Here is a 10,417-nt window from a genome sequence, read left to right as displayed (position 1 = left end):
GGGCCCGGTGCGATCGCACCGGGCCGGCGGCGCCGTGCTGTCCGCGAACGGGTGTACGCGGGCTCAGGGCAGCATCTTGTCCAGGGCGGCGGGCCCCTCCTCGTCCAGCTTCCGCCTGGCCCACTCGAGGTTGTGCGGGGTGAGGTCCTTGCCCGAGGCAAGGACGATGTCCTCCGGCGACACATCGGTGCCGGTGCGGGCATGGAGCAGGCTGTCCGGGGTGGCGCGGTCCGCGGACCGCCGGGACGCTTCGGGCTGGGACGCGTCGGGCTGGGACGTCGACATCTTCTGGCTCCTCGGGTCCGGATCGCTGGAGCGGCCCCGGTGCTGTCATCGGGTCCTATGCCCCACCATTCAACGCGGGAGCCCGCCGTGCATCCGGAACGCTCGCGGCACCGCGGTGAAGGGCCGCTCCTCCTGGCTGCCGGGGTACCTTCCCCGGCCCGCGGGAAACCTGCTCCGCGAGCCGCTCAGAAGGGCGAGAGCGTCAGCCGCAGGCCCGTGGGCGCCGTGTCCTGGATGTACGAGGCGAAGTCGGCCACGTCGTCGAAGGCGAAGCCGTACGCCCTGCCGTCCTCGGTGGCCGTGTGGACCGCCTTGGAGTAGTGGTTGGTGAGCTCGGTCCGGTAGAAGACCGAGGCGTCGGCCGTCGGCTGGTCCGGGTGGCTGAGCAGCGTCGAACGGTTGAAGCCGGCGCCCAGCACGGCGGCGACCGGGCCGGTCGTGCCGTCGTTGGGGGCGGCGAGGGCGCCGTCGCAGAAGAGGACGTCCCGCGTGGAGGGCTTGCCGAAGGAGACCTGGGCGGGCCCGTCGAAGGTGAACCGCTCGCCGCGCACCCGGCCGGTGAAGGTGCCGGCGTTGGTGGTGACCTTGAGGTCCCGTCCGGTGTAGGTGCTCCACACCTCGTCGATGTACGGGGCGAAGTAGTCCTTGGCGAACAGCCCGGCGTCCAGACCGTGGCCGGGGGCGATGATCCGGGTGTCGTCCACGACGAGCCGGGAGAACGCCTCCACCCGCTTGACGGCGGCGAACGCCGCCGCGCGCCCGCCCTCGCGCACGGTGCCCGTCGTCTGGTCCTTGGCGCCGGTGAGCCGGATGCCCATCGGCACGCTGAACATGTCGACCATGGTCGTGTTGCAGAACATGCCCGAGGAGTTGTACGTGAACTCGGCGCAGTCGTGCAGCACGCCGTAGTTGGGGTCGGAGGTGACCCAGCCGGCCGGGTACTGCAGCGCCGCGTTGCCGTTGCCGTCCGTGACGACCTTGAACTTGAGCTTCGCGCCGAGGGACACGTAGATCCGGCCGGACATGTACGGCAGGGACAGCCTGGTCTCGCCGCTGCCGGCCAGGCCGATCGCGTAGTCGGTGAAGCCGTCGGGGCCGTTGTCGGAGGCGGCGACCGGGGCGACGGTGCCCTCCGGGGTGACCCGGACCTGACGGCCGTCCACGTTGCCCACGATGTAGAGGTGCACGTTCGCGTTGCCGAAGGAACCGCTGTTGTTGACGATCGTCAGCGGCAGGGCCCCTGCCGCCGCCGTGCCGGCCTTCTGTCCGCCGGACTGGTCCGCGAGGGCGTGCGGGGCGATCGCCGCCGCCGCGGGGATGGCCACGGCGGCTCCGCCGAGGGCGAAGAGGACCTTGCGGCGGCCGAGGTTGCGCTGATGACGGGGAGTCATGTGGGGGATCTCCAGGAGTACTCGTGCGGATTCCTGACCGCGCCGGTCGGCCGACAGGGGGAGGAGAGCGCCAGAGAGCGCTCTCAAAGCGGTACGTCGGGACCGGCGCGCGACATCGATGTTAGGTACGGCCGCGGCCCCCGCCAACGGTCCGACTTGTCCGCAACGCCGCTCTGAGCTGCGGTTATTTGAAAAAACGGCAAAGATCCGGTGATCGCTTAACCGGGCTTTAAGGGCCGCTTAAGCCGGTCGGGCCCGATGGCCACGGAGCGCTTCGGGAGCGCTCCGTTCCGCAGCCGCCCGGTGAGGCCGTCAGCGCGTTCCGCCGTTCAGCTGTGCCTCCGCCGCGGCCAGGATCTCCGTCACCCGGAGCGCGAACGCCGCGTCACAGGGGTGGGGGGTGCCGGTACCGGCCGCGGTGAGGAGGGCGTCCGCGGCGCGGGTGAGCGCCGGGACGGCGCCCTCGGAGGCCTCCGGGAGGGAGGTGACGCCCGCCGTGCCGCGGAGCTCCACCACGGCGCCGGCCGCCGCCGGGGGAGCGGTCAGGCTCAGGGTGAGGCTGCTCGACGCGCCGCCCGCGTGGTCGAGGACGAGATGGACGGTGTCGCCGGGGCCGTACGCCGCCGCCGTCACCCGCCGCGGTTCGCCGAGCACCGGAAGCAGGACGGACAGGGCGTGCGGGCCGACGTCCCACAGGGCGCCCTTCTCCCGCCGCCACGGGGAGGCGGCGAAGGGGTTGCCGTCGGAGGTGAACACCGCCCCGAGCCACTGCGCGCGCCCGGTGAACCAGCCGCCCACGCGTGCCTGTTCGGTGATCCACGCCTCCGGCCCCGGCTGGAAGCGGGTGGTGAAGAAGACCACGGACGCGACCCCCGCCTCCTCGGCCGCCCCGACCACCGCGCGGCCCTGCGCGACGGTCGGCGCGAGCGGCTTGTCGAGCAGCAGGTGGCACCCGGCCCGCGCCGCGCGCACCGCCAGCTCCGCCTGCACCGCGGGCGGCAGCGCGACGGCGACGGCGTCCACGTCGGCGAAGAGCGCGTCGACGTCGTCGTACGCCCGGGTGCCGTGCAGACCGGCCAGCTCCTCGGCGGCGTCGGGCCGGCGGCCCCACACCCCGGCGAGGTCGAGGTCCGGGTGCCCGCTCAGCGCGGGGGCGTGGGCCGCCCGCGCCCAGGGTCCGGTGCCGAGCAGTCCGATCCGCATGCCGCCGCCTCTCCCGGTGCGGCGACCGCCGCCGGGCCGGTGTCCTGGCGCGCTCCGCCGACGCGCTCCGGTCAGTACGGTGATCCCTGCCGGAACGTCGTGTCAACGGCCGCTCGCCGGGAGGCGCGGGGCTCAGCCCGCGGGCTGGTTGATGTTGATCATCCAGGGGATGCCGAAGCGGTCCGTGCACATCCCGAACACGTCCCCCCACATCTGCTTCTCCAGCGGTACGGCAACCGAGCCGCCGCCGGACAACTTCTCCCAGTAACCGCGCAGTTCGGGCTCGTCCTCGCCGCTGACGCTCACGGCGAAGTTGTTCCCCGGGACGTACGTCATGCCCGGCGGCATGTCGGCGCCCATGAGGGTGAAGCCGGCCGCGCTCGCCAGCATGCCGTGCATGATCTTGTCGGCGTTGTCGGTTCCGGGCCGGCCGAAGTCGCCGTACGTGTTGAGCCGCAGCCGGCCGCCGAAGACCTCCTTGTAGAACTCCAGCGCCTGCCGTGCGCTCCCGTCGAAGCTGAGATACGGATTGAGGAGCGAGGCCATGATTACCTCCCGGAACGGCCGCGAAGGACCGGCTGCGCGCAGCGTAACCCCGGGCACCGGCGCCCGCGCGGCGGCGGTGCCCGGGCGGGGGCCCGATTCAGTGCCCCGTCTGCTGAATGCGTTCGCTTTCTTCTATTGGATTTCGGGCCGTGCGGGGACCAGGCTGGTACGCGCTTTCCGAGACCGTGAGACGACAGCCGGAAGAGGTCACGCGCACATGCACACCCGCCGTATCGGTGATGTCGAGGTCGGCGCCGTCGGACTGGGCGCCATGCCCATGTCGATCGAGGGGCGCCCGGACGAGACCCGCTCCCTGGCCACCCTGCACGCCGCGCTGGACGCCGGTGTCACCCTGATCGACACCGCGGACTCCTACCACCTGCACGCCGACGAGGTCGGCCACAACGAGACCCTGATCGCCAAGGCCCTCGCCTCCCACGACCGGGGCGGCGACGTCCTGGTCGCCACCAAGGGCGGTCATCTGCGCCCCGGTGACGGCAGCTGGACCCAGGACGGCAGCCCCGGGCACCTGAAGCGGGCGTGCGAGGCGTCCCTGCGCCGGCTCGGCGTGGAGGCCATCGGGCTCTACCAGTTCCACCGGCCCGACCCCCGCGTCCCGTACGCCGAGTCCGTCGGCGCGCTGCGCGAGCTGCTGGACGAGGGGAAGATCCGCATGGCCGGTGTCTCCAACGCCGACCCGGAGCAGATCCGGCAGGCCGCCGGGATCCTCGGCGGCCGGCTGGTCTCCGTGCAGAACAAGTTCTCCCCGGCCTTCCGCTCCAGTGAGCCGGAGCTGCGCCTGTGCGACGAGCTCGGCATCGCGTTCCTGCCCTACAGTCCCTTCGGCGGCATCGCCCGGGCTGGTGAACTCGCCTCGGCCCACGCCCCGTTCGCGCGGATCGCCCGGGCGCACGGGGTGAGCGCGTACCAGGTGTGCCTGGCGTGGATGCTCGCCAGGTCGCCGGTCGTCGTGCCCATTCCGGGCGCGAGCCGGCCGGAGTCGGTCCGTGACTCGGCGGGCGCCGCCGGCCTCGTCCTGACGGCCGAGGACCTCGCGGAGCTGGACGCGGGCTGAGCGCACCCCGCCCGTCTCAGGCGCCGGACGCCGGGGGCGGGCACCCCATGTGCCTGGTGTACTCCTGGCACGCAAGCGGAGAAAGCGCTTGCTGAACAAGGCTCACAGTGGAGGACCCCCGCCCATGGCGTCGCTGGAAAGACCGCTCGACCACCGCTACCGCGGCGAGCACCCGATCCGCACCCTCGCCTACCTGTTCCGTGCCGACCGCGGCCGGCTCGCCGCCGCCGTCGGCGTCTTCACGGTCAAGCACAGCCCGATCTGGCTGCTGCCGCTGATCACCGCGTCCATCATCGACACCGTCGTGCAGCACCAGCCGATATCCCGGCTGTGGACCAGCACCGGCGTCATCATGTTCATCCTGCTGGTCAACTACCCGCTGCACGTGCTGTACGTCCGGCTGCTGTACGGCAGCGTCCGCCGCATGGGCACCGCCCTGCGCTCCGCGCTGTGCACCCGCATGCAGCAGCTCTCCATCGGCTACCACTCCCGCGTCAGCGCCGGCGTGCTCCAGGCCAAGGTCGTCCGGGACGTGGAGACCGTCGAGCAGATGGTGCAGCAGACCGCGGAGAACGGGCTCGGCGCGCTCACCGTCCTCACCGGCGGGCTCGTCATCATCGCGATCCGCACCCCCGAGTTCCTCCCCGTCTTCCTGATCGTCGTGCCGGCCGCCGCCCTGCTCGTCGCCAGGCTGCGGGCCCGGCTGCGCACGCACAACGAGCACTTCCGCCACGAGGTGGAGACGCTGTCCTCCCGGGTCACGGAGATGACCCGGCTCATCCCCGTCACCCGCGCCCACGGCCTGGAGGGCAAGGCGCTGCGCCGGATGGACGGCACCCTGAACCGGCTGCTCACCTCCGGGATGCGCCTGGACCTGGTCAACGGCCGGTTCGGCTCGCTGGCCTGGGTCGTCCTCAACGTCATCGGCGTGAGCGTGCTGGCCGGCGCGGCGCTCATCTCGTACTACGACGTCTGGAACGTTACCGCCGGCGACGTCGTGATGCTCAGCGCCTTCCTGACCACGCTCACCAACTCCACCACCACGCTCGCGGGACTGGCCCCGGTCATCACCAAGGGGCTGGAGTCCGTCCGTTCGGTCGGCGAGGTCCTCCAGGCCCCCGAACTGGAGGACAACGAGGGCAAGGCGGAGGTCGACGGAGTGCGCGGCGCGATCACCTTCGAGGGCGTCGGCCACGCGTACGAGACCGACGGGCGCCCCGCCGTGCGCGACTTCACCCTCGACGTCGCCCCGGGCGAGACCATCGCGCTCGTCGGCGCCTCCGGGGCGGGCAAGTCCACCGTGCTCAACCTGGTCATCGGCTTCATCCGCCCGACCTCCGGCCGGCTGCTGCTCGACGGCACCGACATGAACGGCCTCGACCTGCGCACCTACCGGCGCTTCCTGTCCGTGGTGCCCCAGGAGTCGATCCTGTTCGACGGCACCGTCCGGGAGAACGTCGCCTACGGCATGGACGACGCCGACGAGGAGACGGTACGGGCCGCGCTGCGCGACGCCAACGCGCTGGAGTTCGTCGACCGGCTGCCCCAGGGCCTCGACACCCTCGTCGGGGAGCGCGGCGCCCGGCTGTCCGGCGGGCAGCGCCAGCGGCTCGCCATCGCCCGCGCGCTGATCCGGGACCCGAAGGTGCTGGTCCTGGACGAGGCGACCTCGGCGCTCGACACCCGCTCGGAGGCGCTGGTGCAGGAGGCACTCGCCCGGCTGCTGGACGGACGCACCACGTTCGTCGTGGCACACCGCCTCTCCACCGTGCGCGGCGCCGACCGGATCGTGGTGATGGCGGACGGCCGCATCCAGGAGATCGGCACCCACGAGGACCTGCTGCGCCGGGGAGGGGCATACGCGGCACTGCACAGCGGCCAGGCGGCCTGACCACCCCGAACCCACCGACGAGACGGGCTCCGCCGTGTCCGGGCCGTCCGGCCGACGGGGGCAGACCCGTCCAGGGCCGGAAGAGGGCCCGGCGTGCAGCCCTCGAGGGCAGGCGTTCCGCCGCGTCCAGGCCCGTCCGGCGGTGAGGGGGAGATCCGGCCGGGGTCGAAAGGAGGACCGGGGCGCAGCCCGGGGGCGGACGTTCCGCCGCGTCCGGGCCGTCCGGCCGACGGGGTCAGGCCCCTCCAGGGCCGAGAGGGGGTTCGGGGCGTAGTCCCCGGGGGCGGAACATTCTCGACTTCGTGCCGTCGCGGTCAAGATACGAGTGGTTTCGGTCAATTGTGGCCACATGGGCACATGGGATGAGTGCTTCCGCCTGGTTCGGGCATACGCAGCGAAAACCAGAGAGGGGCGCCTCGTGCTCGTACCGGACCCGAAGGTCGTCAGACGGCTGCTGACGCGGTACGCGACGCTGCGGATAGCCCAGGCGGAACGGTATTCGCCGGCGGCGGCGCGCGAACTGGAGGACGTCAGTCACACACTCTGCGTGACGATGGGGACGTCCGGCGTCCACGACGCCATCGCCCTGGCGGACGACCTCCTCGACCGGGCACGGTCCGCGGCCGGCCGGACCCCGGAGGCGGACGGGGAGAGCGGCCTGTCCCTGGCCGTCTGAGCCACCGGGCCGCTCACCCGCTCACCCGTTCACCCGCGGTGGTGGCGCGCCGCCCGTTGAACGTCGAGCGATACGCGTACGGCGTCGTGCCCACGACCTTGCGGAACCGCTCGCGGAACGCCGTGGGCGAACCGAACCCGGCCTGCCGGGCGATCCGCTCGACCGTGTGGTCGCTGTTCTCCAGCAGATACTGGGCGCGCCGCACCCGCGCCCGCAGCAGCCACTGCAACGGCGTGGTGCCCGTCTGCTCACGGAACCGGCGGCTGAAGGTGCGCTCGCTCATCCCGGCGCGCGCCGCCATCGCCCCGAGGGTGACCTCGTGCGCCAGGTTGTCCTCGACCCAGTCCAGCAGCGGCTCCAGATCCGACCCGCGGGGCACGGGCGGGTGCTCGTGCACGATGAACTGGGCCTGCCCGCCCTCCCGCTCCAGCGGCATCACCGACATCCGGGCGGCGTTCGCGGCCACGGCCGAGCCCAGGTCCCGGCGGATCATGTGCAGGCACATGTCCAGCGCGGCGGCGGCGCCGGCCGAGGTGAGGATCTGCCCATTGTCGACGTAGAGCACGTCCGGCTGCACGTCGACGTCCGGGAAGGCGCGCGCCAGCTGTCCGGCGGCCACCCAGTGCGTGGTGGCGCGCAGCCCGTCCAGCAGCCCGGCCTCCGCCAGCACGAACGCGCCCACGCACACCGATGCGATCCGGGTGCCCGCCCCCGCCGCCTCGCGCAGCGCCGCGAGCACGGCAGGGGAGAGCGGGGGCGCGCCCTCGGCGCGGCCCGGGACGATGATCGTGTCGGCGTCCGCCAGCGCCTGGAGCCCACGGTCGACCCGCAGGCCGAAACCGCCGTCCGCGAGCACCTCCGGCCGCTCGGCGCACAGCCGGACCCGGTAGGGATGCCGGCCGTCGGGCAGCCGCGTCCAGTCGAAGACCTGCATGGGCGCCGCCATGTCGAACGGCACCACCCCATCGAGAACCAGAATCGCCACGGAGTGCATGACCGCCACGATAGGCGGATTCCCGCCACCCGCCGGAGCCGGGGCGACGGGGAGGTGACGGGGCGCGACCCCAGGTGGACGGTGTTGGCGGGAACCCGTTGGAACCTGTCGTTTCAGCCCCTGGGTGATCATCCGCCGGGCTCCTAGCGTGAGCCCGGCACCGCCGTTCGCACCATGGAAAGAGTCCCGGTGACCAAGCTCCTGCTGTCCCTCCACGTCCTGGCCGCCGTCATCGCCGTCGGCCCCGTCACCGTCGCGGCCGGCATGTTCCCGCCGGCCGCGCGCCGCGCCGCCCCGGCGGAGGCCGACGGACCCGTCGCGACGGCCGTGACCACCGTCACACTGCTCCACCGCATCTGCCGGGTCTACGCCCGCGCGGGGATCGCGGTGCCCGTCCTCGGCCTCGCCACCGCCCTGGCGATGGGCGTCCTGGACGACGGCTGGCTCGTCACCTCGATCGGCCTCACCGCGGCCGCCGCCGGAATCCTGCTCGCCTTCGTGCTGCCCCGGCAGGACGAAATCGTCGAGCGGCTGGGCGGGGGCCGGCCCGTCGACCGGCAGGACACGGTGCGACTCGCCATGTTCACCGGGGTGTTCAACCTGCTGTGGGCGACCGTCACCGTCCTGATGATCGTCCGCCCCGGCTCCACGACGGGCACTTGACCACCCGACATGCCCGAACTGTTACGGACTTCCTGAATGCCCGTTCCGTGGTCCGTCGTACCGGGGAATTCCCCCTTCGGGATGGTCGGCCGCCTAGACTCTGCAGTCGCGTCCCGCATCGGGGCCGACGAGCAGAAAGGCACGTTGACGGGTGTTCCAGGATTCCCCCATCTACGACCGACTCATCGCGGAGTGCGGCGACGTGCCCGCACAGGTACGCCGCGAGGCCGAACGCGTGAGCAGGGAGCTGGAGCTGGTCATGCGGCCCCTGCAGTCCCCCGGCTACGCCCCCGGCCTCGACCGGCCGCAGTCCCCGGGCAACGGCTGGCAGCGCACCGCCCTGCTGCCGGGACCGCGGTCGCACTGAGCCCCGCGCGGTGACGGACCCCTCACCGCACCGTGCTGCCCGCCTCGTCGAGCTCGGCGGGTTCGTCGGGAACGGGACGGGACAGCCACTCGGCGACGGTCCGGGCGATCGGCTGCCCCGTCTCCACCTCCACGAACCCGAACTGCCCCGACTGGTTGCACTCCAGGAACCACCAGGTCCCGTCGGCGTCCTCGGCGAAGTCGAAAGCGCCGTACGCCAGTTCGGACCGGCGCAGATACGCGCGTACGGCGTCGGCGGTGCGCGCCGGGACCTCGACCGGCTCCCAGGGCGACCCGGGGGCGGCGAAGCGCACGTCCACCTCCTCCGGATCCGCGTCCGGCCGTGCCGCCTTGCGGGCCGCCAGCAGCCGCTCACCCACCGCGGTGAGCCGGATGTCGGCCCGCTTGGCGATCCGGCGCTGCAGCAGCGTCGGCCCGAACGCGACCGCGGAGAAGTCCGTGTCCGGCGCCACCCTGCTGGTCGGCACCGCCCGCGGCGGGTCCTGCGGATGTGCCCCCGACACCGGCTTGACCACCAGGTCCGGGAAGCGCTCCGCGAACTCCCGCGCCGCGCGCGGGAACGTGGTGATCACCGTGGCCGGCACGGGCAGGCCGCAGCGCTGGGCCAGCCGCAGCTGCCACGGCTTGTGGCGGGCCCGCCGGGCCGCGTCCGGATGGTTCATCCAGCGCGCGTCACAGCCGCGCAGCATGCCGTAGAGCGCCTGCGAGGCCTCCTCGGTCAGCCACGCGGACGGCTGCGGCGCACGCCCGGCCGGCGTGCCGGGCCGGCGCACCCACACGGACCGCAGCCCGCCGATGCTCACCAGCCTCCCGCCGACGGACAGATGGCCGCGGAAACGGCCGTGGACGTACTCGCCGGACAGTGAGACGCCGCCCGTCAGATCGGCGGGATCGAGGCGCACCACCGGCACACCGGAGCCGTTCAGATGGACGACCACCATGTCGGCGGTCACATCCTCCTCACAGGTGAGGATCAGCACGGTCATGGTTTACGGTCCGCGTTCAGTCGTCGAAGTGGGTCTTGGAGCCCGCGGTGGACGTCGTCGTCCCCACCTCGCGCAACAGCGCGTGATCGCAGGCCGCGATCCGCCCGTCGCCGAGTACGTTCAACTGCAGTCCGGAGTCATACGCGTACGGAGTGGCAACAGCCAACTCCACCGCCGGACGTGCGTAGTTGAGCGCGAACGGTTGCATCGTCTCTCCCTCGTCGGTGCTGCGCCGAGCAGGCAACGGCCCACTGTGCGCCGTCGCTTGGTCCGCCGACTTCTTTTGGCTTCCAGAGACTTATACGAATCGAACGGGTGGT

General features: G+C 72.4%; 12 protein-coding genes. 5 read left to right on the top strand and 7 right to left on the bottom strand.

The features are described from left to right. Nucleotides 1-63: 63 nt before the first annotated feature. The 4 genes from ACFV5H_RS34485 to ACFV5H_RS34470 all read right to left on the bottom strand — a co-directional run bounded on the left by ACFV5H_RS34485 (nucleotide 64) and on the right by ACFV5H_RS34470 (nucleotide 3,425). Nucleotides 64-285 carry a hypothetical protein gene (locus tag ACFV5H_RS34485; protein ID WP_085575146.1) on the bottom strand — a complete coding sequence of 74 codons (222 nt, stop codon included), beginning with the start codon at nucleotides 283-285 and terminating at the stop codon, nucleotides 64-66. A 185-nt stretch (nucleotides 286-470) separates the two neighbouring features. Beyond that, on the bottom strand, nucleotides 471-1,676 hold the full coding sequence (locus ACFV5H_RS34480) for a glycoside hydrolase family 64 protein (RefSeq protein ID WP_385056383.1): 1,206 nt from the start codon (nucleotides 1,674-1,676) through the stop codon (nucleotides 471-473). Between the two features lie 312 nt (nucleotides 1,677-1,988). After that, on the bottom strand, nucleotides 1,989-2,879 hold the full coding sequence (locus tag ACFV5H_RS34475; RefSeq protein WP_385198692.1) for a Gfo/Idh/MocA family protein: 891 nt from the start codon (nucleotides 2,877-2,879) through the stop codon (nucleotides 1,989-1,991). A 132-nt stretch (nucleotides 2,880-3,011) separates the two neighbouring features. Further along, the gene (locus ACFV5H_RS34470) at nucleotides 3,012-3,425 is read right to left on the bottom strand and encodes a VOC family protein (protein ID WP_385056381.1); all 414 of its coding nucleotides are present in this window, start codon (nucleotides 3,423-3,425) and stop codon (nucleotides 3,012-3,014) included. A 217-nt stretch (nucleotides 3,426-3,642) separates the two neighbouring features. Between ACFV5H_RS34470 and ACFV5H_RS34465 the strand changes: the two genes are divergently transcribed. From ACFV5H_RS34465 to ACFV5H_RS34455, 3 genes are all read left to right on the top strand, one after another. After that, the gene (locus ACFV5H_RS34465; protein WP_385198691.1) at nucleotides 3,643-4,500 is read left to right on the top strand and encodes an aldo/keto reductase; all 858 of its coding nucleotides are present in this window, start codon (nucleotides 3,643-3,645) and stop codon (nucleotides 4,498-4,500) included. 124 nt (nucleotides 4,501-4,624) lie between these two features. Next, nucleotides 4,625-6,391, top strand: a complete 1,767-nt coding sequence (locus ACFV5H_RS34460; RefSeq protein WP_385056376.1) for an ABC transporter ATP-binding protein — start codon at nucleotides 4,625-4,627, stop codon at nucleotides 6,389-6,391. 418 nt (nucleotides 6,392-6,809) lie between these two features. Then, on the top strand, nucleotides 6,810-7,067 hold the full coding sequence (locus tag ACFV5H_RS34455; RefSeq protein WP_385056373.1) for a DUF5133 domain-containing protein: 258 nt from the start codon (nucleotides 6,810-6,812) through the stop codon (nucleotides 7,065-7,067). 13 nt (nucleotides 7,068-7,080) lie between these two features. On the opposite strand, the gene ACFV5H_RS34450 is transcribed toward ACFV5H_RS34455, so the two are convergent. After that, a complete protein-coding gene (locus ACFV5H_RS34450; protein WP_385198690.1) occupies nucleotides 7,081-8,061 on the bottom strand; it encodes a GlxA family transcriptional regulator in 981 nt (326 codons plus the stop codon). A gap of 189 nt (nucleotides 8,062-8,250) precedes the next feature. On the opposite strand from ACFV5H_RS34450, the gene ACFV5H_RS34445 reads away from it, so the two are divergent. Both ACFV5H_RS34445 and ACFV5H_RS34440 read left to right on the top strand, forming a co-directional pair. Then, on the top strand, nucleotides 8,251-8,724 hold the full coding sequence (locus ACFV5H_RS34445; RefSeq protein WP_385198688.1) for a DUF2269 family protein: 474 nt from the start codon (nucleotides 8,251-8,253) through the stop codon (nucleotides 8,722-8,724). Between the two features lie 151 nt (nucleotides 8,725-8,875). After that, nucleotides 8,876-9,091, top strand: coding sequence for a hypothetical protein (locus ACFV5H_RS34440; protein ID WP_073934139.1), 216 nt, complete (start codon nucleotides 8,876-8,878; stop codon nucleotides 9,089-9,091). 22 nt (nucleotides 9,092-9,113) lie between these two features. Here ACFV5H_RS34440 and tgmB read toward each other — a convergent pair whose 3' ends face one another. Then, nucleotides 9,114-10,097: an ATP-grasp ribosomal peptide maturase gene (tgmB, locus tag ACFV5H_RS34435; protein ID WP_385056365.1), complete on the bottom strand. Its 984-nt coding sequence runs from the start codon at nucleotides 10,095-10,097 to the stop codon at nucleotides 9,114-9,116. A 16-nt stretch (nucleotides 10,098-10,113) separates the two neighbouring features. Next, complete coding sequence (gene tgmA / locus ACFV5H_RS34430; protein ID WP_004935783.1) at nucleotides 10,114-10,305, bottom strand: putative ATP-grasp-modified RiPP; 192 nt, start codon at nucleotides 10,303-10,305, stop codon at nucleotides 10,114-10,116. Nucleotides 10,306-10,417: the final 112 nt, after the last annotated feature.

Origin of the sequence: Streptomyces sp. NPDC059787 (assembly GCF_042732315.1) — a bacterium.
GTDB lineage: Bacteria > Actinomycetota > Actinomycetes > Streptomycetales > Streptomycetaceae > Streptomyces > Streptomyces atrovirens.
The sequence above is the reverse complement of the archived record's forward strand: the minus strand, read 5'-3'. Positions and strand labels throughout refer to the sequence as shown.

Bases quoted from the DNA above. Each gene is read 5' to 3' on its own strand.
- tgmA (WP_004935783.1), bottom strand. From the start codon at position 10,305: ATGCAACCGTTCGCGCTCAACTACGCACGTCCGGCGGTGGAGTTGGCT.
- ACFV5H_RS34460 (WP_385056376.1), top strand. From the start codon at position 4,625: ATGGCGTCGCTGGAAAGACCGCTCGACCACCGCTACCGCGGCGAGCAC.
- tgmB (WP_385056365.1), bottom strand. From the start codon at position 10,097: ATGACCGTGCTGATCCTCACCTGTGAGGAGGATGTGACCGCCGACATG.
- ACFV5H_RS34475 (WP_385198692.1), bottom strand. From the start codon at position 2,879: ATGCGGATCGGACTGCTCGGCACCGGACCCTGGGCGCGGGCGGCCCAC.
- ACFV5H_RS34480 (WP_385056383.1), bottom strand. From the start codon at position 1,676: ATGACTCCCCGTCATCAGCGCAACCTCGGCCGCCGCAAGGTCCTCTTC.
- ACFV5H_RS34450 (WP_385198690.1), bottom strand. From the start codon at position 8,061: ATGCACTCCGTGGCGATTCTGGTTCTCGATGGGGTGGTGCCGTTCGAC.
- ACFV5H_RS34465 (WP_385198691.1), top strand. From the start codon at position 3,643: ATGCACACCCGCCGTATCGGTGATGTCGAGGTCGGCGCCGTCGGACTG.
- ACFV5H_RS34485 (WP_085575146.1), bottom strand. From the start codon at position 285: ATGTCGACGTCCCAGCCCGACGCGTCCCAGCCCGAAGCGTCCCGGCGG.
- ACFV5H_RS34470 (WP_385056381.1), bottom strand. From the start codon at position 3,425: ATGGCCTCGCTCCTCAATCCGTATCTCAGCTTCGACGGGAGCGCACGG.